The sequence below is a fragment of the Streptomyces olivochromogenes genome (assembly GCF_021538895.1).
Taxonomy (GTDB): domain Bacteria; phylum Actinomycetota; class Actinomycetes; order Streptomycetales; family Streptomycetaceae; genus Streptomyces; species Streptomyces olivochromogenes_A.
Genome location: NZ_JADDRL010000003.1, coordinates 76,679 through 99,847, shown reverse-complemented (window position 1 = coordinate 99,847; position 23,169 = coordinate 76,679). Strand labels below are relative to the sequence as shown.

General features: G+C 69.7%; 18 protein-coding genes. 10 read left to right on the top strand and 8 right to left on the bottom strand.

Going from position 1 to position 23,169, the window contains the following annotated elements; translation table 11 throughout:
* Nucleotides 1–199: 199 nt before the first annotated feature.
* Nucleotides 200–331, top strand: a complete 132-nt coding sequence (locus IPZ69_RS46840; protein ID WP_268834136.1) for a hypothetical protein — start codon at nucleotides 200–202, stop codon at nucleotides 329–331.
* Between the two features lie 30 nt (nucleotides 332–361).
* Here the strand turns inward: IPZ69_RS46840 and IPZ69_RS02340 are convergent, their stop codons facing one another.
* A complete protein-coding gene (locus tag IPZ69_RS02340; protein ID WP_235451930.1) occupies nucleotides 362–2,428 on the bottom strand; it encodes a SpoIIE family protein phosphatase in 2,067 nt (688 codons plus the stop codon).
* 215 nt (nucleotides 2,429–2,643) lie between these two features.
* Here IPZ69_RS02340 and IPZ69_RS02335 point away from each other — a divergent pair, with 215 nt between their 5' ends.
* Nucleotides 2,644–5,016 (top strand): SpoIIE family protein phosphatase, encoded by a 2,373-nt coding sequence (locus IPZ69_RS02335; RefSeq protein ID WP_235451929.1) that lies wholly within the window; start codon nucleotides 2,644–2,646, stop codon nucleotides 5,014–5,016.
* On the opposite strand, the gene IPZ69_RS02330 is transcribed toward IPZ69_RS02335, so the two are convergent.
* The 4 genes from IPZ69_RS02330 to IPZ69_RS47330 form a co-directional block, all read right to left on the bottom strand.
* Entirely contained in the window at nucleotides 5,013–6,497 is a 1,485-nt protein-coding gene (locus IPZ69_RS02330; protein ID WP_235451928.1) for a sensor histidine kinase, read from the bottom strand. The two genes, IPZ69_RS02335 and IPZ69_RS02330, sit on opposite strands and share 4 nt — an antisense overlap.
* Nucleotides 6,494–7,210 (bottom strand): response regulator transcription factor, encoded by a 717-nt coding sequence (locus tag IPZ69_RS02325; protein ID WP_235451927.1) that lies wholly within the window; start codon nucleotides 7,208–7,210, stop codon nucleotides 6,494–6,496. The genes IPZ69_RS02330 and IPZ69_RS02325 overlap by 4 nt, the downstream gene beginning before the upstream one ends.
* Nucleotides 7,211–7,258: 48 nt before the next feature.
* Nucleotides 7,259–8,284 carry an acyl-CoA dehydrogenase family protein gene (locus IPZ69_RS02320; RefSeq protein WP_235451926.1) on the bottom strand — a complete coding sequence of 342 codons (1,026 nt, stop codon included), beginning with the start codon at nucleotides 8,282–8,284 and terminating at the stop codon, nucleotides 7,259–7,261.
* A 63-nt stretch (nucleotides 8,285–8,347) separates the two neighbouring features.
* Complete coding sequence (locus IPZ69_RS47330; RefSeq protein ID WP_235451925.1) at nucleotides 8,348–9,148, bottom strand: AraC family transcriptional regulator; 801 nt, start codon at nucleotides 9,146–9,148, stop codon at nucleotides 8,348–8,350.
* A 231-nt stretch (nucleotides 9,149–9,379) separates the two neighbouring features.
* Between IPZ69_RS47330 and IPZ69_RS02310 the strand changes: the two genes are divergently transcribed.
* From IPZ69_RS02310 to IPZ69_RS02295, 4 genes are all read left to right on the top strand, one after another.
* The gene (locus IPZ69_RS02310; protein WP_235451924.1) at nucleotides 9,380–10,915 is read left to right on the top strand and encodes a sulfatase family protein; all 1,536 of its coding nucleotides are present in this window, start codon (nucleotides 9,380–9,382) and stop codon (nucleotides 10,913–10,915) included.
* A 304-nt stretch (nucleotides 10,916–11,219) separates the two neighbouring features.
* Nucleotides 11,220–12,419, top strand: a complete 1,200-nt coding sequence (locus tag IPZ69_RS02305) for a beta-1,3-glucanase family protein (RefSeq protein WP_235451923.1) — start codon at nucleotides 11,220–11,222, stop codon at nucleotides 12,417–12,419.
* Nucleotides 12,420–12,443: 24 nt separating this feature from the next.
* The gene (locus tag IPZ69_RS02300; RefSeq protein WP_235451922.1) at nucleotides 12,444–13,472 is read left to right on the top strand and encodes a trypsin-like serine peptidase; all 1,029 of its coding nucleotides are present in this window, start codon (nucleotides 12,444–12,446) and stop codon (nucleotides 13,470–13,472) included.
* 222 nt (nucleotides 13,473–13,694) lie between these two features.
* On the top strand, nucleotides 13,695–15,050 hold the full coding sequence (locus IPZ69_RS02295) for an ROK family transcriptional regulator (protein WP_235452010.1): 1,356 nt from the start codon (nucleotides 13,695–13,697) through the stop codon (nucleotides 15,048–15,050).
* A gap of 2,071 nt (nucleotides 15,051–17,121) precedes the next feature.
* On the opposite strand, the gene IPZ69_RS02290 is transcribed toward IPZ69_RS02295, so the two are convergent.
* Nucleotides 17,122–17,985, bottom strand: a complete 864-nt coding sequence (locus IPZ69_RS02290) for an SDR family oxidoreductase (RefSeq protein ID WP_235451921.1) — start codon at nucleotides 17,983–17,985, stop codon at nucleotides 17,122–17,124.
* Between the two features lie 173 nt (nucleotides 17,986–18,158).
* Here IPZ69_RS02290 and IPZ69_RS02285 point away from each other — a divergent pair, with 173 nt between their 5' ends.
* The 4 genes from IPZ69_RS02285 to IPZ69_RS02270 all read left to right on the top strand — a co-directional run bounded on the left by IPZ69_RS02285 (nucleotide 18,159) and on the right by IPZ69_RS02270 (nucleotide 20,917).
* The gene (locus tag IPZ69_RS02285) at nucleotides 18,159–18,545 is read left to right on the top strand and encodes a winged helix-turn-helix transcriptional regulator (RefSeq protein WP_235451920.1); all 387 of its coding nucleotides are present in this window, start codon (nucleotides 18,159–18,161) and stop codon (nucleotides 18,543–18,545) included.
* Nucleotides 18,546–18,726: 181 nt separating this feature from the next.
* Nucleotides 18,727–19,446: a chitinase gene (locus IPZ69_RS02280; protein ID WP_235451919.1), complete on the top strand. Its 720-nt coding sequence runs from the start codon at nucleotides 18,727–18,729 to the stop codon at nucleotides 19,444–19,446.
* A gap of 101 nt (nucleotides 19,447–19,547) precedes the next feature.
* Nucleotides 19,548–20,402: a glycoside hydrolase family protein gene (locus IPZ69_RS02275; RefSeq protein ID WP_235451918.1), complete on the top strand. Its 855-nt coding sequence runs from the start codon at nucleotides 19,548–19,550 to the stop codon at nucleotides 20,400–20,402.
* Nucleotides 20,403–20,482: 80 nt separating this feature from the next.
* Complete coding sequence (locus IPZ69_RS02270; RefSeq protein ID WP_235451917.1) at nucleotides 20,483–20,917, top strand: septal ring lytic transglycosylase RlpA family protein; 435 nt, start codon at nucleotides 20,483–20,485, stop codon at nucleotides 20,915–20,917.
* Nucleotides 20,918–21,116: 199 nt separating this feature from the next.
* Here IPZ69_RS02270 and IPZ69_RS02265 read toward each other — a convergent pair whose 3' ends face one another.
* A complete protein-coding gene (locus IPZ69_RS02265; RefSeq protein ID WP_235451916.1) occupies nucleotides 21,117–21,689 on the bottom strand; it encodes a TetR/AcrR family transcriptional regulator in 573 nt (190 codons plus the stop codon).
* A gap of 128 nt (nucleotides 21,690–21,817) precedes the next feature.
* Nucleotides 21,818–22,831, bottom strand: a complete 1,014-nt coding sequence (locus IPZ69_RS02260) for an alcohol dehydrogenase catalytic domain-containing protein (protein WP_235451915.1) — start codon at nucleotides 22,829–22,831, stop codon at nucleotides 21,818–21,820.
* Nucleotides 22,832–23,169 lie beyond the last annotated feature (338 nt).

Sequence of the window (23,169 nt, the reverse complement as noted above, 5' to 3'; positions counted from 1 at the left end):
CCGAAGCCGATTGATGAGGCATCAGACACCTTCTCTGGCCTAGATCACATCAGTACGTTGGTCTGCCATCGAAAGGTTTCGATGACGTGGAGGACCGGCCATGCAGGAGAGCCGTATGCCCGAACCGACCTCGCCCACGCCTCCGCCTCCCCCTCCGCCTCCACCCGAGCGGTTATCACTGCGCTGGGCTCTCATCCTCTTGGCCGCGGTGGTGGCGGGGCTGCTGGTGGGCCTGCTGACGTACGCCCAGTCCCGCAATTGGCCGGCCTCACTCCTGGCGGCGCTCGGAGCGAGTGGCGCGGCCCTGGTGAGTCTTCCGCTGCTGCTCTGAGGCACCGGACGACCGGGCTCGGCTCATCGCTCAGGACTGGGCCCGGGCGATCAGCAGAGCGACGTCGTCCTCGCCCCCGGGCGGCCGCAGTTTCTCCAGGATGCGGTCACAGGTGTCCTCCGGGTCTCTGCCACATGCCGTACTGAGGGCGTCGAGGAGGACGTTCAGGCGGACGTCGATGGGTTCGCTCCGGGTCTCGACCAGGCCGTCGGTGTACAGGGCCAGCTCGTCGCCGGGGCGGAACGCGATGGTGGCCGCCTCGAAGGGCACACCGCCGACACCCAGCGGCGCGCCGGTGGGCAGGTCGAGCAACTGCGCTGCCTGGCCCACCCGCATCAGGGCCGGGGGCAGGTGACCGGCGAGGCAGATCTGGCACTGGCCCCGGTGCGGGTCGTACACGCAGTAGATGCAGGTGGTGATGGTCTGCTCGGTGCCCTCCGTCAGGTGATCGAGGTGGCGCAGGGCCTCGGCGGGGGCCAGGTCGAGTTCGGCGAAGGCGCGGGCGGCGGTGCGGAGTTGGCCCATGGTGGCGGCGGCGTTGATGCCGCTGCCCATGACGTCCCCGACGACCAGGGCGGTCTTGTCTCCCCGTAGGGGTATGGCGTCGAACCAGTCGCCGCCGATCTCGCTCGTGGCGCCCGCGGGTTGGTAGCGGCAGGCCACCTTCAGGCCCGGCAGGAGCGACGGGGGCTCGGGCAGCAGGCTGCGCTGGAGGGTCAGGGCCGCATGGCGCTGCGTCTGGTATCCGCGGGCGTTGTCGATGCAGACCGCGGCCCGGGCGGCCAGTTCGGAGGCCAGGAACGCGTCGTCGTCGTCGAACGGCTCGGGGTTCCGGATGCGTCTGAGGTCGAGGGCGCCGAGGACTTCGCCCCGGGCCACGAGCGGCACGGCCAGGTAGGAGTGCACACCGTCCGCCGCCAGCAGCGAGGCGGACTCGGCGTGGCGGGCGATGCTCGCCGGATCCGGACGGGCGGTGCGGGGCATGAGCACCGGCCGACGGGTGCGCACGCACTGGGAGATCAGGGGGTCGTCGTGGTCGACGAGTCCCGTGACGGGATCGGCCGTGCAGGCGGCGTCCGAGGAGTGAACCGCGTGCACGGCGAGGGCGCGGAACCGAGCGGGGCCGGTGTGCGGCGTCATCCGGTCGGGCAGGGCGTCGTCGAGCACGAGCACGGCGGCCGCATCGGCCAGAACCGGTACAACGATGTCCGCGAGTTCGCGTGCCGTCGTCTCCAGATCGAGGGTGGTACCCACGCAGGCGGAGGCCTGGGCGATCAGGTCCAGCCGCTGCCGGGCCCGGGCGGCTTCCGTGGCGGCTCGATGACGTTCGGTGACGTCGATGACGGAGTAGGCGATGCCCAGCACCCGCCCGGCCGAGTCCTCCAGCCGGTAGTACGAGACGGACCAGGCGTGCTCATGGTCCGGGTCGCTGGGGGGACGACAGACGATCTCCCGGTTCACGACCGACTCGCCCGTCTCCAGGACATGCCTCAGACGGGCCTCGGGGTCCGTGTCGAGGAAGGTCAGGATCTCGCCGACCGACCGGCCGAGACGGTCGGCGGCGGACTGACCGGAGATGCGTTCCAGAGCCGGATTCACGGCCAGGTACCGCAGGTCGCGGTCCAGGATGGCCAGCCCCAGCGGGGACTGGGACACCAGCCGCATGGCCAGGGCGGCGTCGCGCTCGACCTGTTCCACGACGGCCTGGTCCGCGGCCAGGCCCAGCACGTAGGTGTCACCGAGGTCGTCCAGCAGCCGCATGTTGCGGAACTCCACGAGGCGGGTGCTGCCGTCCTTGTGCCGGACGGGGAAGGCCCCGGCCCAGTCCTCGCCGGATTCCATGACCTCGGCGAAGAGCTTGACCACCTCGTCCTGGTGCTCCTCGTGGACGGTCAGCAGCGCCGCGTGCTCGCCCAGCGCCTCCGTCGAGGTGTAGCCGAAGAGCTCCTCGGCCTGGGGACTCCAGAAGACCACGCGGCCCTCGGTGTTCAGCACCACCGCGGCCACGCTCAGCAGGTCGAGCAGGCCGCTGGGCGGCGAGGCAGGGCCCACCGCGGGCCGGCTCATGCCTGCCCGGGAGGAGTCCGTCGTGCCCATGCCTCATTGTCCTTCCCGCTCGGCGCCTCGGCCCGTGCCTACCGGCGGGTGTTCTGCCTCCATCCATGGTCAGGCCTCCCGCTCCGGATGGCATGGTGGGTCGCGCCCGGCAATCCACCGGCCCCCGCCCCGTGGGAGCGGGTGGTCCTCGCGTGTGCGGTTGTCGTCCGTCGTGCGGCACGGGATGCTGAGTGAGCACGAAGGGAAGCGGTGTCATGGATCGTTTTCCGAATGCCGCCAACGTCGATTTCCACAGTCCTCTGGACCTTTCCAAGGCCGCCGCCGCGGTACTGGACGCCGAAGGCCGCGTCTCCGGGTGGGGAGCGTCGGCCCAGCGCCTCCTCGGACACGCGCCGGAGGACGTACTCGGAAAGCCGGCCGGCCGACTGCTCGCCGCGGCCCCCGGACCACGGCTGTCCGCTCTCTGCAGGACGCACAAGCCCCGCAGCACCGTCCTGGACCTGTGCTGCCGGGACGGACGCACCCTGCGCGCGGCCGTGACGTTCAGCCCGCTCGAACACCTGGGCGTCGCCGCGACCGTCGTGGTCGCGGCCGAGTTGGAGGCGCTGCGCGGCTGGGAGGCGCAGCTGGCGATGCTGGAGGGACTGGCGACCGAGTCGACCGTGGGCCTGACGATCTTCGACACCGACATGCGCGTCGTCTGGGGGAACGTCTCCACCGATCTGGAGCTCGCGGGAATCGCCCAGTACATCGGCCGGCCGGCCGCGGACCTCTTTCCCGAGGGCGAGTTCATCTCCCGGCACCACCCCCCGGACGAGGACCAGATCATGGAGCACGTCATGACGACGGGCGAACCGATCATGGGCATGCACTATCGCGGCCGCGCCCCCGCCGACCCGGTGCGCGAGCACGTCTGGTCCTGCTCGTACCACCGGCTGGTGGACGCCCGGGGCGAGCTGCTGGGCCTGTTCGAGGAGTCCCTGGACATCACCGACCGCTACCGCGCCCAGGAACGGCTGTCGCTGCTCGTACGGGCGGGAAAGCGCATCGGCGCCTCGCTGGACGTACGGCGTACCGCCGCGGAGCTCGCCGACGTGGCGGTGCCGCAGCTGGCGGACGAGGTGCTGGTGGACCTGCCGCCGGCGGTCATCGAGGGACGGCAGCCGCCGACGGGGTCGGCGCCGGCGCACAGTCTGCTGCGGATGCACGGCCGGACCCCGGAGGAGTTCCGGACCAGTCCCGTCTCCTATCCACCGTCGTCACCGCAGGCGCAGAGTCTGAGCAGCGGCCGCCTCGTCGTCGACGCCGCCCCGCCCGAGGCACCGGACGAGGAGGGACCGGCCGCCTCGCACTCCTGTCTCTTCGTGCCACTGCTCACCCGCAATACGGTCCTGGGCCTCGCCACCTTCCGGCGCAGCAGCAACCCCGACCCCTTCGGGCCCGAGGAGCAGACGCTCGCCGTGGAGCTGGCCGAGCGAGCCGCCGTCGGCATCGACAACGCGCGCCGTTACACCAGCCAGCACGCGGCGGCCCTGGTCCTGCAGCAGAGCCTGCTGCCCCAGCACCTGCCCGAGCAGAACGCGGTCGACGTGGCGTACCGCTATCTGCCGGCCGACAGCCGGGTGGGCGTGGGCGGCGACTGGTTCGACCTGATCCCGCTGTCCGGTGCCAGGGTGGGCCTGACCGTCGGTGACGTGGTGGGCCACGGCATGCACGCGGCCGCGACCATGGGCCGGCTGCGCGCCACCGTGCGGACCCTCGCCCTGCTGGACCTGGACCCGGCCGAACTGCTGACCCGGCTGGACGGCCTGGTCGCGCAGGACTCGGAACCCCACGCGAACGACGGGCTGAGCGACGAGGCGCTCGGGGTGACCTGCCTGTACGCGATCTACAACCCGGTCAACGGCCGGTGCTCCTGGGCGAGCGCCGGCCATCCCCCGCCGATCGTGGCGGACGCCAGCGGCTCGGTGGCGCTGTCCTCGCTGGCGCCGGGACCGCCCCTGGGGCTGGGCGGCCTGCCCTACGAGAACGTCGATCTGAACCTGTCCGACGGCAGCGTCGTGGCGTTCTTCACCGACGGAGTCGTGGAGGACCGGCGCACCGACATCGACAGCGGGATCGACCGCCTCGCCCATGTGCTGACCTGGCAACGGTGCCCGCTGGAGGAACTGTGCGACCGGGCGTTCTCGTCCCTGCCGCCAGGACCGCAGGCGGACGACGCCACGCTGCTGCTGGTCCGCACCCGGCGGCTCGACACCGACCGGGTGGCGGACCTGGAGCTGCCGCCCGACCCGGCCATGGTGGCGCAGGCCCGCACGCTCACCGAGCGCCAGTTGGAGGCCTGGGGCCTGTCCGAGCTGGCGTTCACCGCCGAACTCGTGGTGAGCGAGCTGGTCACCAACAGCATCCGGTACGCCACCGGGCCCGTCATGCTGCGGCTGATCAGGGACCGCTCCCTGCTGTGCGAGGTCTCCGACAACGCGCACACCGCACCTCACCTGCGGCGAGCGCGGCGGGACGACGAGGGAGGCCGCGGCCTGTTCCTCGTCGCCCAGGTGTCCCAGCGCTGGGGCACCCGCTACACCGCGTCCGGCAAGACGATCTGGGCCGAGCTGGCCATCCCCTAGGCCCTGGGATCCGGTGGTTCGCCGGCGGTGCTGGTCAGCCAGTCCCGGCGCAGGAGCGGCACGGTGTGCTCCACGTCCCGGACGGTGGTGGCCGGCAGGAGAACCTCGAAGCGGGTGCCCGGGCGGCCGTCGGCACGGTCCCGCACGGTGATCCGGCCGCGGTGCAGGGCGACCTGCTGGGCGACCAAGGTCAGGCCGAGACCGGAGCCGGGGCTGTCCGGACCCCGGCGGAAGCGCTGGAAGATTTCCTCGCGGCGTTCGGGCGGGATGCCGGGGCCGTGGTCGTCCACGGTGAGCACCGCGGCCGGTTGGTGCGGGTCGCCGGCCGGGGCCAGCGTCACTTCGATGCGGGCGACGCCGTCCTTGGCACGGCCATGGGTCCAGGCGTTGGTCAGCAGGTTGTCCACCGCCGAGCGCAGGCCCTGCTCCCAGCCGTGCACCTGCACCCCCGCGGCGGCATGCACGGACAGGTCGGCTTCCGGGTGCGTGCGCCGCAGATCGGACACGGACGCGTCCACGAGCTCCGCCAGGTCCAGCGACGTGAACGCGTCCGCCTCGATGAGGTCGCCCTGCGCGAGTGCCTTCAGCATCACCAGCAGCCCGAGCAGTCGTGCGTGCTCGTGCCCGAGGTCATCGAGCACCCCCGCCCGGTCCGCGGCGCCGAGGTCGGGGTGGTCGGTGAGGATGTCGAGGTTGGTGCGCATGCTCATCAGCGGGGTGCGCAGCTCGTGGGAGGCGGTCGAGGCGAACGCGCGGGCGGTGGCGAGCGCTTCGCCCGTGCGCGCGACCTGCTCGTCGTAGCGGGCGAGCACGGTCTGCACCGTGTACGCCAGGTCGTCGACCTCGGCGACACGGGTCGGGCTGTGTTCCAGGCGCGCGGGGCTGGTCCTGGGGTCGAGGCCGCTGGTACGCCGCTGCAGCCGCCGTAGCGGCAGAACCGCGCGGACGGCGACGGCCCAAGCGGTGACCCCGGACAGTGGCGCGGCCAGCAACGCGCCGGTCAGGACACGTCGGCGCACCAGCGACAGCTCGTCCTCGGCGGTGTCCGGCGACAGCAACCACAGATTCGGCGTGGTGCCCTCCTTCGCGGCGCCGACGCGCAGCGACAGGACCATCCAGTCCTTGCCGTCCGATGTCAAAGTGACCGGGTCCGGGGCGCTGTGGGGCAGTGTGGGCAACGGATCGGGCTGCGGGCCCGCCACGATCGTGCCCCCGGGGCCGGTCAGCCGGACGCCCACGTCCCGCGCGGAGTTGGCCAGCCGCCGTCGCCGGACCTGCTGCAGGATCGTGTGGTCGGTCCCGGCGACGTCCAGGTACGCCTTGGCGTTCTTGGCGACGACCGTCGCCCGTGCCCGCAGTTGGTCGTCCTGGTGGGCACGCAGGTCGCCGGTGACAAGGTGCACCATCAGCCAGCCAGAGGCGAGGACCAGCAGGGGTACGCTCGCGCCGACCGCGAGTGCGATGCGGGTGGACAGTTTCACGACGTGCCCTCGGGCTGCCGGCCCTCGCCGTCCGTGCGCAGCACGAAGCCGACTCCGCGCACGGTGTGCAGGATCCGGGGCCGGCCGCCCGCCTCCAGCTTGCGCCGCAGATAGCTGACGAAGGTGTCCACGACGTCGCTGCGGACCTGGAAGTCGTAGCCCCACACCCTCTCCAGCAGCTGCTCGCGGGTGAGGACGATGCCGGCGTTGCGGGTGAGGAGCTCCAGCAGGGCGAACTCGCGCCGCGTCAGCTGCAGGGGCCGGTCGTCCAGGGAGGCCCGGTGAGCGGCGGCATCGAGGACGAGGCCGCCGACGCGGAGGGTGCCGGTGGCGGCGGGCGGGCGGCGACGCAGCAGGGCGTGCAGCCGCAGGACCAACTCCTGGAGTGCGAACGGCTTGAGGAGGTAGTCGTCCCCGCCCGCCTGCAGGCCCGCCACCCGGTCGGCCACCTCGTCCAGCGCGGAGAGCATCAGGACGGGCACGTCGTCGCCGTCGTCGCGCAGGGCCTGGCACACGTCGTTGCCGTTGAGGTCGGGCATGCAGACGTCCAGGACGATGATGTCGGGGCGGTCGGTGCGGGCCTGCGCCAGGCCGGCGGAACCGCCCTCGGCGAGTGCCACCGAGAAGCCGTTCAGTCTGAGCCCTCGCTCCAGGGACCGCCGTATGGCCGCGTCGTCGTCGACCACCAGCACACGCCCGGCCTTGCCTACCATGCACACCTCAGTTCATCGCGTTCAACGAGCGTGTCCGGAGGAGACCGGTCACACCACGGACGCGGCGCCCGACTCCGGACCGAACAGCACCCGACCGTAGTGCTCCGCGACGGTGTGGGGGCTGAACCGCGGATGTCGCGTGATGACCACCACGTCGCGCCACAGGCGTCGCAGCGCGACGTCCGGAGCCGAGTCGCCCACGCCGTGCAGGTCCAGCAGCTTCTCCACGGCTTCCCGGCATTCCTGCGTCGCGGTCATCGTCTCCGACCGCAATCGCGCGTGTTCCTGCGACGGGAGGGAAGGGGACTTCCCCAGGGCGTCGAGAACACCCGCCACGTGCAAGGCGCGACGTGTCGCCGAGTCGACGAGGCGGGCGGCGCCGGTGCCGGTGCCGGTCCACCCCTCCTCCGTCGCGCACAGTGCGCCGCGTGCCGCGCCCAGCAGTGGCGCGAGCGTGAGCACGACCATGCCGAGCAGCGCTGCCGAAGCGCCGGGAGGAGCGGGTTCACCGGCTGCTTCGCTCGGGGTGCACATCACATGCGTGGTGGGCACCACCACGTCCTGGGCCACAAGGGTGTGACTGCCGGTCCCGGCCATGCCGTTGGTGGGCGCGGTGCGCTCGACGGTGAGATCCCTGGTGGAGATCAACACCGGGCAGGGCGGAAGGAGTTGGCTCCTGGTGCGCACGGGGACGGCGAGGACCGCCCACGCCGCATCCTCGCAACCCGCCACGGCCCGCCACCTTCCGGAGATGCTGACGCCGTAACCGGTCCGCTCGCCTTCGGCCCCCACCGGCGTGGTGGAACCGCAGACGACCGCGTCGGGGTCCGCGAACAGAACTGCTCGGGCCTCCTTGGGAAATACGGGAGAGCACACGCTCTTCAAGGCCGCGGACAGCGCGGCGATCCATGCTGTGGAGGGGCAGCCGCGCCCGAGTTTCGCGATCACCCGCACCTGGGTCCGCAGACCGGCTCCGGCACCTCCGGCGCAGCGCGGGACGGCCATCGCGAACAGCCCGGCCCGCCGCGCCGCTGCCAGGGAGAGCGCGGCAGCGTCCCTCGGTTCAGCATTCATGGCATTGCCTTTGCAATCAGGAACCCAGGGTCTCTGGTCACCAGCCGCGAGGTGCGCAGGGTTTCAGGCACGCATCGCCCGATACTGGGACGGCGTGCACCCCATGATTCGACGGAAGCTGCGCGAGAAATGCTCGGATCCGGAGAATCCGCAGCATTGGCCTATGCGGGCGATCGGGTCGTTGCCGCTCTCCAGATACTTGCGCGCCAGATCGATCCTGAGATCGGTGAGGTAGCGATACGGGGTCGATCCGGTGGTGGCCTTGAAACAGCGCACGAAGTGGAAACGGCTGAAGGAGACGAGGGATGCCAGATCGTCCACCGAGACGGGTTGCCCGAGGTTCTCCCGCATGTAGGTCAGAACCGTCTCCAGCTGCCGGGAACTGAGCGCACCGGTGGACCGTGCCGAACCGGCAGTGGGCGGAGAAAGAACATGGGCGGCGATGAACTGCGCCGCGGACTGCACGTACAGGTCGTCCGCACCGACCTCGCTCGCGGCCGCGACCGCCTTCACCACCGCCGCGAGAACCGGGTCGAACCGCACCGCCGGATACCAGTCCCGCAACCGCGCGACGCGCAACTGCAGGTCCTCCTGGCCGATGAACCGGTGCAGCGCGTCGAGGGAAACGGTCAGGGAGGCCATCGTCGCGGGCTCGTCTCCCTTCGGTGCGACGATCAGCGTCCGGCCGAGCCCCGGCGGGATGATGCACACGTCGTCGGGGAGCGGGAACATCTCTTTCCCCGCAGCCCTTTCCAGGTCCCCGCGAATTCTCAGGCGGCCGCTCATGTGGGCGTTCAGCGTGATTCCCGACGACGACGGCAGATGGATCGTGTGGACGCCCTTCTGAAACGTTCGCTTCGACACGTGAAGGAGGCGCCACCTTCCCGCGCCCACCCCGCTGGTTACCTCCAAGGCCCGCTTTCCCCTCTACTGGTCCCCCCGGCTCTCGGCGAAGGTGCTGCATCAAGAATGCAGGCGAAGGAGAAGCGGCAGCAAGGCGGCCGATCCCGGATTAATTCGCCTCGGCTCCGGAATAATTCGGCCGAGCCTCATCGGATATTGACCGCTACGGAATCGCACTGACAGGCTGCCCGCATGATTCGCACTCGTCAATTGCTGACACGGATAGTCGGCGTGGTGGCGCTGGTGTTCGCCGCCCAGAGCGGAGTGAGTGCGGCGACGACCAGCGCCGCCACCACGACCCCCGCTCCGACTCCCGCTACAACTCGCCTCACGCAGCCGGCCGCAGCCGCGGCGAACCGGCCGAACATCGTCTTCGTGCTCACCGACGACATGTCCTCGAACCTCCTGCCCTACATGCCGGAGGTGCGGAAACTGCAGTCGCGCGGCATGACGTTCAGCGACTACGTGGTGAGCAACTCGCTCTGCTGCCCGTCGCGTTCGTCCATCTTCACCGGTCGGTACCCCCACAACACCGGAGTCCTCGGCAACGACGGACCGAACGGTGGCTTCGACGCCTTCCACAACAACGGGCAGGAGCGGAACACCTTTGCCACGGCGCTGCGGGCCAAGGGCTACCGGACCGCGATGATGGGCAAGTACCTCAACGGGTACGACCCCACGGCCACGGTGGACCGACAGCGTCCGTACGTTCCGCCGGGCTGGAGCCAGTGGGACGTCGTCGGCGGCGGCTACCAGGGGTACAACTACAAGGTCGCCCACAACCACCGGATCGAGCCGCACGGCGACAAGACCAAGGACTATCTGACCGACGTGCTCAGCAGGAAGGGGCAGTCGTTCATCAAGAAGTCCGCGGCGGCGAACAAGCCGTTCCTGCTGGAGGTCGCGCTCTTCACGCCGCACGGACCGTCCACGCCGGCGCGCCGGGACAAGCACGACTTCCCCGGTCTGACGGCACCGCGCGGACCCGCCTTCGACAAGCTGCCCACCGACGCGCCGCCGTGGCTGGCCAGGCAGCACAAGCTGACCCAGCGTGAGAAGAACACGATCGACAAGAAGTTCCGTAAGCGCGCGCAGTCGCTCCAGGCGGTCGACAAGATGGTGGGCAAGCTGCGCGAGACCCTGACCAGGGCCGGCGTCGCCGACGACACCTACGTCGTCTTCAGCTCCGACAACGGCTTCCACCTGGGTGAGTACCGGCTCAAGGCGGGGAAGCAGACGGCCTTCGACACCGACGTCCGGGTACCGCTGGTGATCGCCGGTCCGGGTGTGGCGGCCGGAAGGACGAGCAACGCCCAGGTGTCGAACATCGACTTCGCGCCCACCTTCCAGAAGATCGGCGGCGCCGCGGTGTCGTCCCAGGTGGACGGGCACAGCCTGCTCCCGCTCCTGGACGGCGGATCGGACACCGGCTGGCGCACGGCCAACCTGATCGAGCACCGCCACGCCGAGAAGTCGCCGGACGACCCCGACAACCATGGCGGGGAGAGCATCAGCCCGCCGAACTACCAAGCCATGCGCACCGACTCCTACACCTACGTCGAGTACGCCAGTGGCGCGAAGGAGTACTACGACCTCCGCACCGACCCCGACGAACTGCACAACACCGCCGGCCGGTTGAGCAACGCCCGCCTCGCCGATCTGCACGATGCGCTGACCCGTCTGAAGAACTGCCGCGGCGACGGCTGCTGGAGCGCCGGACACCCGTAACGACCGAGGACCCATCGGTGCCCGGGCTGTCCCCCGCAGTCCGGGCACCATGTCGTTCATGTGCTGCTGGAGCAGGGCGAACCGGCGTGGTGGCCGGCTCACGAACGGCCGGGTGTGACGCGCCCCTCACCGTTTCCCGGCACCTCATTTCTGTCACCGCTTGGCGGAAAAAATCACGCTGCGTAACGTCCTTCCACACCGGTGGCCGCTGTCGCCGGGTCCCAAGAGGCGCCCTCCGTGCGCCCGTTCCCCACCCGTCATCCGTCATCCGTCACGCACGGTGCAAGAAGAGAGGAACTCCTCCATGACTTCGCCCGATTCCCAGATGTTCACCCGCCGGCGGCTGCTCGCCTCGATGGCTTCTGCGGCCGTGGCCGGATCCGCGATCGTCTCCGCCGCCCCGCGCGCGCTCGCCGCCTCCGACGGCGACCTGACCGCCGAGGCCGCTCACGGGCTGCCGCTGACGATCGTCAACAACAGCGGAGAGTTCGCCAACCGTTCGGTCCACCTGTACATCGTGGGAACCAAGGGAGAGCGGCAGGTGAGGGTCACCCGCCGCGGCGCCCTGGCACCCGTCAAGCTCTCCGACAACCACGACAACGGCTTCACCGACTACGCCATCCCCCTGGCCGCCCGGGGACAGACCACACTGCGGCTGCCGTTCATGTCCGGTCGCATCTATGTCGCGCTGGGCCGCAAACTGAAGTTCAAGGCCGTCATGGGCGCCGACGGCAAGGTCGCCCTGCAGCACCCGGCGGGCTGGGTGGAGTCCGACCCCAACTACCCCGTGCTGCACGACTTCGTGGAGTTCACCCACAAGGCGTCCGGCATGTTCTGCAACACCACCATGGTCGACATGTTCAGCGTGCCGATGATGATCCGGCTGACCGGAGCGAAGGACCACAGCACCGGCCGGCTGCGCGACGGCGGCCGCGACCGGGTCTTCCACGCCCTGAAGAACACTCCGGACTTCTCACGCCTCGTCGTGGGCGACCGGCGCGTCATCGCCCCGAGCCACGGCCTCGACGTCGGACGGTTCCCCCAGCACTACTTCGACGCCTACATCGACAAGGTCTGGCACACCTACCGGAACAAGGACCTCGTCGTCCGGACGAATGCCGGAACCTTCACCGGCCGGGTGAAGGACCACAGGCTCACCTTCACCGGCCCGGCGTCCGTGTCCTTCGCCAAGCCCTCCACCCGCGACGTGCTGTTCTGCGACGGGGCGCTCACCGCTCCCAACGACGGAACCACCGGTCCCGTGGCCGCCGTCCTGGGCGCCGGGTTCAACCGCTCGACGCTGTTCAGCCACCGCGAGCAGCCGACCACCCACGCGGCCGCCTTCTACGACACACCCGTCACCAACCACTACGCCAAGGCCATCCACGCCGCGACCACCAACGGCAAGGCCTACGGCTTCGCCTTCGACGACGTCGCCGACTGGGCCTCCTACATCCAGGACACCAGGCCCCGGCACATGCACCTGACGCTGACCGCGTTCTGAACCGTGCGACAAGGAATCCATCACATGAGACGCACCGCCGTGCTCGTGAGCGCGCTCACGCTCGCCGCCCTGGGCACGACGCTCAGCCCCGCGCACGCCGAGCCCGGGCCCATCCATGACGACACCCAGGTCACCTCCTTCTCCGGCCAGGAGCAGGACGCGGCGCTGGAGTTCTGGACCACCGCGCGGCTGCGCGCGGCCAAGGACGTCGCGGTCACACCCGCCACCGGAGGGGCCGCCGCACCCTCCGCCGCTCCTTCCTCCGCCCCGGCCGACGACGGCCCGGAGCTGACCGTCCCGCCGATCCCGGATCCCGCCCTCGCGGCGGACCGGCTCGCCGACCCGGCCCGGGTATCCGCCCGCGCCTCCTCACCCACTGCGTGGAAGCGCGGCGGGCTGATCCGAAAGACATCGGGCAAGGTGTTCTTCCAGAGCGCCGAAGGCACCCTGTTCGCCTGCTCGGCGACGGTCGCCGGCAGCAGGAACAAGTCCGTCGTCCTGACCGCGGCGCACTGCGTGGTCGACCCCGCGACCGGCAAGGGCTACCGCAAGTGGGTGTTCATTCCCGGATACGCCCATGGCAGACGCCCCTTCGGCACGTTCACCGCCCAGAAGCTCTTCCATCCGAAGCGGTACGTCACCTCGGGCAGCAGGGACAACTGGGACTTCGCCTTCGCTCGTATGCGCAAGCTCGACGGCCGCACCCTGGCCGGCACCGTGGGCGCGCAGGGCATCAGGTTCAACTCCCCGACCGGGCGCCATGTCCACTCCTTCGGCTACGGCGGTACGCCTGCCGAGGGCAACGGCGAACGGCTCAACCACTGCCAGGGCAAGGAGCACGCCGACCCCACCCGCCCCGGATCCACGATGTGGGGCATCGACTGCGTGCAGTCCTTCGGCGCCAGCGGCGGGGGCTTCCTCGCCGGATTCAAGGAGGCCACCGGCTCCGGGTATCTGGTCGGCAATATCAGCGTCGGCAACGGCACCACCGAATTCCACCCCCGCCTCGGCAATGAGGCCAAGAAGCTCTACCGCAAGGCGAGCAGAGGCTGACCCCTGCTCCCGGAGCGGGATAGTTCGAAATGAACAGGCCCGGCACGGTCATGTGACCGTGCCGGGCCCTTTGTTTGCTCTGAAAGCTTGCCCTGACCCGAAAGTGACCCGGTTCTGATCTGGAGGGTGACCCGCCCACCTGTGTACTTCTTATGCATGCCATGACGCCAATTCCGTCCATGGCCAAGGTTGTTGTACAAACAGGAAGATCCCGTGCTGCGTATGCGCAAGAAGAACGAGGAACTGGTCCTGCGGCTGCTGCGCCGGCACGGACCGCTGTCGCGGAGCGAACTGATCGCCATGAGCGGACTGTCCCGAACCACGCTCTACGACATCGTCGTCGCCCTGGTGGACGACGGCACCCTCACGGTCTCGGTCCCCGAAGTCGCCCGGCGGGGGCGGGGGCGGCCCGTGGAGAAGCTGGCACTGAATCCAGCGGCCGGCCAGGTCGTCGGCATCGACTTCGCGCAGCACGCGGTGCGGGTGGCCATCGCGTGCATCACCCAGGAGTCCATCGGGACGCTCGGCGAACAGCACGAGCCCGGGATGCCCTGGCAGGACCGCGTGGAGACGGCGTACCGCTTGGTGGGCACGTTGGCGGGAGGGACACCACAACTGGGTGGGCCGAGCGAGATCGGCATCGGGGTGAACTGTCCCGTGGCCGCGTCGCGTACCGGCCGCCCGGACCCCGAGGACCACGGCACGGTGGCGGCGCTGGTGCGGGAGCGCTTCGGTGCTCCGGTGCGGTGGGAAAGCAGCACCCGCCTCGCGGCGCTGGCCGAGTCGAAGTGGGGTGCGGCCGCGGGAGAACGCGACGTGCTGTACCTGCAGCTGTCGTACCGCGTCGGTGGCGGCCTCGTCGTGGACGGCACGCTGCACCGTGGCGCCAACGGACGTGCCGGGGAGTTCGGGCACATCACCGTCGATCCGGACGGGCCGGAGTGCGGCTGCGGCGGTTCGGGATGCCTGGAGACCGTGGCCGCCGTCGGGGCCGTGCTCGACTCCTATCGTGCCGCGGGCGGGGCCGCGAGAGATCTGCCGGAGCTGGTGACCGCGCTGGACGCGGGCGACCGCAGGGCCCGTGCGGTTCTGGCGGGGGCCGGTGCGCGGATCGGCAGGGCCCTGGCCCTGCTGGCCGGCACTGTCGATCCGCGCGTCGTCGTGGTCGGCGGTGAACTCGCCGAAGTGGGCCCGGCCGTCATGGAGCCGATCGCGCGGGAGGCGGGTCTCGCCCCCGTGCCGGGCGCGCGGATGCCGACCCTGCGCACGGCGAAGCTCGGCGGGATGAGCTCCGCCCTGGGCGCCGTCACGCTGCTGCGACCGGGCGCCGAAGGCGTTCCACGACTCGCACCGCCGGCCGGCGAGGGCAGGTACCCCGGCCGGCGGCCTCCCGTGCCGCTACGGCATCCCGTCAGCAGGCCCGCTTCTCGGCATGCGTGCCCAGCAGTTCCCGATGCCACAGATGCTCGACCACGTACTGCAGGCCGCGCTTCAGGTGACGTTGGTAGGTACTCACGGACAGCCCCAGCCGCTGGGCAGCCGCTTCCCGTGTGGGAGCGCCCCGCAGAAATCGTATGACCACGGCTCGGTGGTACTTCTCCGCCCGAGGGTCCCCGCCCAGCGCCGCGACAGCCTCCGTGAGGAGTGCCCGCAGTGAGCCGACCGGGTCGTCATGTCCCTGGTCGGCCACCATCCGGGTCCGGGTCAGGGGACTGACGGCGAGGCCGCCCTGCCGGTGCCACGCGTCGAGCGCGTCCAGGACCGCCCTGTCGAACTCCTCGCGATGCATGACGGTCATGACCCCGGTGCCCTCACGGGGGCGGGCATTCGGCTTGGCTCCGGGACCGGCCAGTTCGATGGCGGCGCCGACCTGTGTCCACCGTTCGGGGGTGACGACTCTCCAGTCGTGCGCGTACAGCGTGAAGCGCCGCGTACCCACCGGTGTCTCGTCCCGCAGCATCCGTTGGTCGAGGTACTCCATGAAGTCGGCCCAGAAGGGGTCGCTCGCCAAGGCGATGAAGGACCAGGCGAGACGCTCGGAGTGCAAGAACTGCGCCACACATCGGTGGATCATCAGATCCATGCTCGCCGAGGGACGCTGATAGGTGTCGGAGGCCACCATGAACCGGGCGACGCCGACGTGTTCACGGTCCCGCAGCGGCCGTCGTGACTGTACGTGCTCCCACGCGGCGGCCGCGACGGGGTCCCGGGCGATGGCGTCGGCCAGGTCCGGTGTCAGCCGCAGCCAGGCCATCACGGCCACGGGTGCGGGGGAATCGGCCGAGCGGTACACGTGGAAGGCGCCCGGCTGGGTGTCCAGCCACAGCTCGGCGAGACGAGCGGCATGGGGGCCCTCGGCCGACTCGATCAGTCGGAGGACCTCCGTACGGTCGGCGGGACGGCAGAGGTCCTCGTGGATTCCGCTCTCTGTCTCCCAGGTCAGGAAGCGCGAGACGAGGCCGTTGTGACGGTGGAGATACGTCGACGCCAGGACCGCGGAAAGAGCGTCGGGTCCGGTGGCCGCCCGGGCCTCGTCGAGGAGATACCGGCTCATCCCCTCGTGCATCCGCTGGTATCCGGCTGGATCGCGCCAGCGCAGATCCGCATCGAGGATCTCCCGGACCAGACCGTCCGGGGACAGGCCGTGCCGGCCCGACTCCACGTAGGGACGGCACCTCAGCCAGGCGAACAGGGCGGGTGCCTCCGCGCCGAGCGTGGCTCGCAGCAGGCCCTCGGTCGTGGTCAGTCCGTGGGCGCACACCTCAAGCGCGTGCCGGTGCGCCGGGGAGGGAGCATCGCCGACGAGGCATTCGACGAGCTGCCTGCGGACGGAGCCGCTCGACTCCCACGTCATGGTCCCGACGTGGTCCCGTTTGACGGTCTCCGCTGCCAGGCGCAGCGCGAGGGGATGACCGTGGGTTAATTCGATCAACGTGTCGTGCAGGGACGGGCGTACCCGCATCCTGCGCAACAGCTCGCGGGCCTCCACGTCCCGCAGGTTGGACAGGTGGACCACGCGCAGAGCGGTCGACCAGCCGAGGTCCTTGCGCCAACGCGGACAGGGTGCGTTCCTGCCGGCCAGCACCACCAGGGCACCCACGGGGAGACGTGGCAGGAACTCGTACGCGAGCCAGGGCTCCAGTCCCTGGCAGTGCTCGAAGTTGTCCACGATGAGCACTCCGTCGGGCTGATCGAGCACACTGCCGGCGCGCGCTTCGAAGGCCTGACGGGACGGCTCCATGTCCCGGGCGTTCATGTGTAAGACGCGGCGGCCCGTGCCGCGCGCCTCATCGGCGAAGCGCTGCAGGAGCGTGGACTTGCCCGTACCGCCGACCCCGTGCACGAAGATCACGGCCACGGCCTCGTGTTCGGGACCGGCAGCGGCGACGGCGGACCGGTAGACCGCCAGGATGTCGTCCCTCCCGACGAAGAGGGACGCACGGCGCTCGGCGAGACGCAGGGCCAGTTGTTCACGGTGCGGTGCGGTGGAGTCCGACATCTCGGCGGTCCTTCCGGATGACTTCTGAACGGGCGTCGGCGGTGCGCCCGCACCGTAGGAAGGGACTTTGGGGAAACCTTGTGGCGCCTCGCAGGCCCCGGCCGGCCCGGAGCCGCTGGTGTGCGACCCCGGGCCGGCGGGCCCGCCACGTCAGGAGCCGAGGGCTCCCGCGAGTGCCTCTGTGAGGCTTGTCGGGGGCCGGTCGATCAGGCGGCGCAGATCCGGGGAATCGGTGAACAGCTCGCCCCGCTCGAGGCCGAGGTCCGAGTCGGCGAGAACGCCGGCGAGTTCGGTGGGCAGTCCGGCGTCGAGCAGAGCGCCCCGGTACTGTTCGGCGGGCAGGTCGCTGTAGACGACGTCCTGGCCCGTGGCGCCGGACAGCGCGGCGGCCAGCTCCGCGAGCGTGAACGCGGTGTCCCCGCCCAGCTCGTACACGTGACCCGCATGCCCCTCGGAGGTCAGGACGGCGGCCGCGGCCTGCGCGTAGTCGCGTCGCGAGGCGGCGCTGACCCGACCGCTGCCCGCGCTGCCGGGCACGACTCCGGTCTCCAGATACAGGGGGACCTGTGACGTGTAGTTCTCCAGGTACCAGCCGTTGCGCAGGACGACGAACGGCACGCCGCTGTCACGCAGGTAACGCTCCGTCTTCGCATGCGCCTCGGCGAGCAGCATGTCGGCGGTGCTCGCGTTGAGCGTGCTGGTGTACACGATCAGTTCGGCACCGGCCTCCTTGGCCGCGTCGATGGCACGGGTGTGGTTGGCAAGCCGCTCGCCGACGGTGGTCGTCGACACGAGCAGAACCTTCCGAGCCCCCTTGAACGCCGCCGCGAGGCTGCCGAAGTCGCCGAAATCGGCGCGCCGTACTTCGACACCCTGCTGTTCGGCCAGATCGGTGAGCCGGTCGGTGTCCCGCCCGGTGGCGATGATGTGATGCGGCGCCACTCCACGGCGCAGCAGGTCCTCGACGACGAGCCGGCCGAGCCGACCGGTCGCTCCGGTGACGGCAATCGACATGTCCTACTCCTGGTCACGTAGTTGCGGGAGGGCTTGAACGCCCCGTCAGAAGTAGATCCGAGGAACTCTCCTCTGGGAAGTGACCACTTTTCAGTAAGGTAGCTCTCCAATGGAGAGTGTGCAGGGTGCCCTCTGCGCGAGAGTGCCCTTCGCCATGGAAGGAGAACGCCCGCATGGGGAAAGCGCCGCGAAGCGACTGGGATCCGTACGCCAGTGGCTGTCCGTCCCGTGAGGTCCTCGATCGCATCGGCGACAAATGGACCGTGCTCGTCCTCGGGGAGCTGGCGGAATCCGGCACCCAGCGTTACACCGCCCTGCGCCGGAAACTGGACGGCGTGAGCGAGAAGATGCTGACTCAGACACTGCGCACACTGGAGCGCGACGGTCTGGTCCGCCGGACCGTTCATCCGGAGATTCCGCCCCGCGTCGAGTACGAGATGACTGAGCTCGGGGCGACTCTGCGTGAGCCGTTGAAGGCGTTGAAGAACTGGTCGATTCACCACATGGACGAGGTCCTGGCGGCGCGGTCCGCGTACGACCGGCAGAGCGAGCGGTCGTAGGCCGGGGTTGCGCATTGTTGCCGTGTGACGCCCGTACTTGCGCTCGCGCGTCGAGCAACAACTGCCGGTCTCGCAGCAATCTTTGACCATTGCCCCCGGAATTTGACGGGTAAGTTCGTCGCCGGATGCCCCCAGGGCAACCCGCTTTTGAGCGACTCGCTTTATTCCGAGGAGTTTTGGTATGCGAAAGCTACGCGCTGTCTACGCCGTGCTCGCCGCCGTACTGATAGCCGTCGCAGGGGTCAATCTGACCGCCGGTACGGCGTCTGCCGCAGAACACAGGGGTGGCTTCGTCGTCAGCAAGGCGCAGTACAACAAGATGTTCCCGAAGCACAAGAAGCTCTACAGCTACAAGGGCCTGGTCGAGGCGATGAAGGCGTTCCCGGCCTTCGCGCACACCGGTGACGCCAAGACCAGGAAGCGTGAGGCCGCCGCGTTCCTCGCGAACGTGAGCCACGAGACCAGCGGTCTGATCTACATCAACGAGCAGAACAAGGCTGCCTGGCCGACCTACTGCGCCGAGGAGCCGTACGGCTGCCCGGCCGGCCAGTCCGCGTACCACGGCCGCGGCCCGCTCCAGATCAGCTGGAACTACAACTACAAGGCCGCCGGCGACGCGTTCCACGTCGACCTGCTGCACCAACCAAATCTCGCGGCGAAGAACTCCACCGTGACGTGGAAGCTGGCGCTCTGGTACTGGATGACCCAGTCCGGCCCGGGCACCATGACGTCGCATCACGCGATGGTCAAGAGCGGCGGTTTCGGCGAGACGATCCGCAGCATCAACGGCGCTGTCGAGTGCAACGGCGGCAACCCGGCCGAGGTGCACGACCGGATCGCGAAGTACAAGAAGTTCACCAGGATGCTCGACGTCGGCACGGGCGCGCACCTGAGCTGCTGACGCCAGGATGACCGCGGCGGCACGACGACATGCTCCGTGCCTTTCTGATTCACCGTGACCGTTCGGTGCCTCGTGGCGCCCGTCAGCCGCTTGGAGACATCATGCGAAAAATACGCACCCTCGCCCTGTTGCTCGTGCTGTCCGCCGTGCTCACGCTCGGCGGGCAGGGCGGCACGTCCACGGCGCTCGCGGCCGGCCGTCATGCCGGTACCTTGGCCGCCCCGGCGAAGAAGAAGGGCATCAGCGCCTGGGACTTCAACGGGGTCACCAAGGCACTGGCCGATGCGAAGGTCGGCTGGTACTACACCTGGGCTTCGGGCAAGGGCGGAATCAGGGCACCCCGTGGCGTCGAGTTCGTCCCGATGATCCATGACGCCGGCTCGGTGACCGGGGCGGAGCTCGACCGGGCCAGGAAGCAGGGCAGGACGTTGCTCGGCTTCAACGAGCCCGACCGGGCGGATCAGGCACACATGACGGTGCGTCAGGCACTCGACCTGTGGCCCCGGCTGCAGTCGACCGGTATGCGGCTCGGCGCTCCGGCGGTGGCCACCGGGGGCGATGTCGCCGGTGGCTGGCTGGACCGCTTCATGAAAGGCGCCGCCGCTCGTCACTACCGGGTGGATTTCATCCCCCTGCACTGGTACGGCGCGGACTTCAACGCCCAGCGCGCGACCGCGCAGTTGCGCACGTACCTCCAGGCCGTGCACCAGCGCTACAGGAAGCCGATCTGGCTCACCGAATACGCGCTGACCGACTTCTCGGCCGGCACCCCGCGGTATCCGACGAAGGCACAGCAGGCCGCGTTCGTGAAGAAGTCGACGGCCATGCTGCAGCGACTGCCCTACGTCCACCGGTATGCCTGGTTCACCCTCTCCACGAACCGCGGCGACGGCACCGGTCTTTACCACGGCGCGCAGGCCAACCGGGTGGGCGCCGCCTACCGCGCGGCGGGCTGACGGGGCACGCGCACACCCCGGAACTCCCCCACTCCCCATCCAGATCCAGATCCAACGACAAGGGAAAACGAGGCAAGTACATGAGCAAGCGGATCCTGCGAGGCTCACTCGCGGCCGGCGTCGCCGCGCTGACCGCGACGGTGGCGCTCGCACCGGCCAGTTCGGCCGCGCCCGGCACCACGCAGGCCCACAGGAAGCCGTGCTGGGCGACGCACTACGGCCCGATCCCCGCCGGCAGCCAGACGTCCAACGGCGACATCTTCGACAACAGCAAGAACACCGCGGCGACTTCACTCACCCGCAAGCACCAGCTGCCGTTCGGTACGAGGGTGAAGGTCACCAACGTGACGAACGGAAAGTCCTTGGTCGTGCGCATCAACGACCGGGGCACCTTCAAGCGGACGAAGGAGGTACCTCTGTGCCTGGACCTGACCGACGGAGCCTTCCGCCGGCTCGGCGGCAGCCTCAACCCCGACGCCGGCCACATCGTCGTCCGGCAGAAGGTGCTGAGGTGACCTCCACCGCGGTGTCCGTCTGACGGCACACCCCAAGAACCTGGCGCCCGTCCCCGATCTCGGGGACGGGCGCGCGGCGCAGGCGCGGCCGGTCGTCCGGCCGGCCGACTTGCCGACTTGCTGGGGCCCGGGATCGCCGTCTGTTGGGAACTTCGCTGCCGACCCGAACCACCGGACTCCCACACCGGCTGCTGGCTCGTCAGCTTTCCACGAGTGAGTCGAACAGGGCGAAGAAGTCGTCCAACGGCTTGCTGCTTCGGGTCACCTTGGCCCGCAGAGCGGCGCCTTCCCAGGCGTTGACGAGGAAGTTGGCCAGCGACTCGGGCTCGACAGCGCCCTTCAGCGTCCCGGTGGCGCGGGACTCCTGCAGGAGCGCCGCCACCTTGGCGGTCCACCGCTCAAGCGCGGCTTCCACCTGGCCGCGGACCTCGGCGCTCTGCGTGGAGAGCTCGGCTCCGAAATTGCCGTAGAGACAGCCCCGGGTGAATTGGAAGCGTTCCAGGTCGTCGGCAAGGAACCGAAAGTGCCCGCGCAGGCGCGCTGCGGGAGCAAGCGTCTCGTCCTCAAGCATCTGCAGGCGACGCGCCACCCCGTAGCGGTGAAGGACCTCGACGGCGAGCGCTTCCTTGCTCGGGAAATGGTTGTAGAAGGACCCCTTGGGCACACCCGCGGAACGGGTGATCTCCTGGACGCCGATACCGTTGAACCCCCGCTCCTCAAAGCACTCCGCGGCGGCGTTGACCAACTGCTCCCGGACGCTCGGTCTGGGCATCGCGTCTCCTTCCCACAACTCACCTCCAAAAATGACCGGTCGTCTTGACATTGTCAAGCGGCAGGGACAGCAGCGGGGCCACACGTGCTCCTCGGCGCCCGGCCGGAGCCGTCGCAAGGGTGCCCGCGTCAGGCGGCGTCGAGGACCACGCGGAAGCGGGCACGCCCGGAGAGCATGTGCTCGTAGGCCTTGGGCGCCTCGGACAGCGGGAAGGTCTCGATACGCGGGCGAATGCCGTTGGCGGCGCTGAAGACGAGGTTGTCCTCGTTCTCGATCGGGGTCCCGGTGAGGTGGCCCTGGATGCTCCGGTTGCCGAAGATCAGGTCAGGGGTCTGCGCCTGGAGGGGGTCGGGGGCGGCACCGAGGACCAGGAGCTTGCCGTGCGGAGCGAGCCCCGTCACCAGGGGACTCATGGAGGAGCCGCTGGCGGCGGTGGCGATGACAGCGGCGGCACCACCGAGGTCCTGCAGCGTGCCGGCGACGTCCTGGTCCGTGCTGTTGATGTAGTGGTGGGCACCCAGCTCTCGGGCCAGAGCCTCCTTCTCACTGCCGCGGGCGACAGCGGCCACCCGGTAACCGAGGCTGCGCGCGTACTGGACGGCGAGATGACCGAGTCCACCGATGCCCTGGACGGCGACGAGCGCGCCAGGGCGGGCGTCGACCCGCTGGAGCGCGGTGAAGGTGGTCAGGCCCGCGCACAGCAACGGGGCCGCCTCGGCCGCCGGGACGTCCGCCGAGACACGGACCAGCCCGCTGGTGCGGGCGTAGGCGACCTCGGCGTAGCCGCCGTCCACGGTCGTGCCCGTCTGCTGCTGGTTGCGGCAACTGACGAAATCACCGCGGCGGCAGGGGTCGCACTCGCCGCAGTGCCCGGCGAGGAAGCCAACACCGACGCGCTCACCGACATGCCAGGCGGTCACCCGCGCGCCGACGGCGTCGATGACACCGATGATCTCGTGGCCGGGCACGATCGGCTGCTCGGGGTCGGCGCGCAGGCCTTCGGCCGCGAGCACGTCGCTGTGGCAGACCCCGCAGTACTCCACCTTCAGCCGCACCTGATGCGGCTCGGGGTCGACCAGTTCCCGGTCGACGAGGCGGAAGTTTCGGCTGCCGGTGACTTCCCAGGCCCTGTACGTGGTCATGAGCTGCTCCTGTGGTGTGTCCCAGTCATTCAAGATGACCGACCGTCTTAATCAATATGACCGACCGTCTTGATTCGTGCAACCTCTCGGCCCGATCGATGGACATCGGTGTGACCGACGCGCCCACACCGACATGATCGACTCGGCCATTCCGTTCTCCGCCCGGCGGGCGGACGACGAAACGCGCTTGTCCACGGAGAAGGCTGGTGATCGTGTCTGCCCTGGCGTCCTTCTGGGGGAACTCGCCGAGCGGCAGGAAAGGACAGTGTGGTTCGAGACGGATACCTAAGAGGAGTCGCAGCCGCTGTCGCGACGAGTCGTACCCCGCTGCCGCGCAC

What these genes read in the sequence shown, in the direction of transcription:
- IPZ69_RS02340 (WP_235451930.1), bottom strand. Translation starts at nt 2,428, where the DNA reads ATGGGCACGACGGACTCCTCCCGGGCAGGCATGAGCCGGCCCGCGGTG.
- IPZ69_RS02275 (WP_235451918.1), top strand. Translation starts at nt 19,548, where the DNA reads ATGCGAAAAATACGCACCCTCGCCCTGTTGCTCGTGCTGTCCGCCGTG.
- IPZ69_RS02290 (WP_235451921.1), bottom strand. Translation starts at nt 17,985, where the DNA reads ATGTCGATTGCCGTCACCGGAGCGACCGGTCGGCTCGGCCGGCTCGTC.
- IPZ69_RS02310 (WP_235451924.1), top strand. Translation starts at nt 9,380, where the DNA reads ATGATTCGCACTCGTCAATTGCTGACACGGATAGTCGGCGTGGTGGCG.
- IPZ69_RS02280 (WP_235451919.1), top strand. Translation starts at nt 18,727, where the DNA reads ATGCGAAAGCTACGCGCTGTCTACGCCGTGCTCGCCGCCGTACTGATA.
- IPZ69_RS02265 (WP_235451916.1), bottom strand. Translation starts at nt 21,689, where the DNA reads ATGCCCAGACCGAGCGTCCGGGAGCAGTTGGTCAACGCCGCCGCGGAG.
- IPZ69_RS02320 (WP_235451926.1), bottom strand. Translation starts at nt 8,284, where the DNA reads ATGAATGCTGAACCGAGGGACGCTGCCGCGCTCTCCCTGGCAGCGGCG.
- IPZ69_RS02260 (WP_235451915.1), bottom strand. Translation starts at nt 22,831, where the DNA reads ATGACCACGTACAGGGCCTGGGAAGTCACCGGCAGCCGAAACTTCCGC.
- IPZ69_RS02285 (WP_235451920.1), top strand. Translation starts at nt 18,159, where the DNA reads ATGGGGAAAGCGCCGCGAAGCGACTGGGATCCGTACGCCAGTGGCTGT.
- IPZ69_RS02335 (WP_235451929.1), top strand. Translation starts at nt 2,644, where the DNA reads ATGGATCGTTTTCCGAATGCCGCCAACGTCGATTTCCACAGTCCTCTG.
- IPZ69_RS02300 (WP_235451922.1), top strand. Translation starts at nt 12,444, where the DNA reads ATGAGACGCACCGCCGTGCTCGTGAGCGCGCTCACGCTCGCCGCCCTG.
- IPZ69_RS02295 (WP_235452010.1), top strand. Translation starts at nt 13,695, where the DNA reads ATGCGCAAGAAGAACGAGGAACTGGTCCTGCGGCTGCTGCGCCGGCAC.
- IPZ69_RS02270 (WP_235451917.1), top strand. Translation starts at nt 20,483, where the DNA reads ATGAGCAAGCGGATCCTGCGAGGCTCACTCGCGGCCGGCGTCGCCGCG.
- IPZ69_RS02325 (WP_235451927.1), bottom strand. Translation starts at nt 7,210, where the DNA reads ATGGTAGGCAAGGCCGGGCGTGTGCTGGTGGTCGACGACGACGCGGCC.
- IPZ69_RS02305 (WP_235451923.1), top strand. Translation starts at nt 11,220, where the DNA reads ATGACTTCGCCCGATTCCCAGATGTTCACCCGCCGGCGGCTGCTCGCC.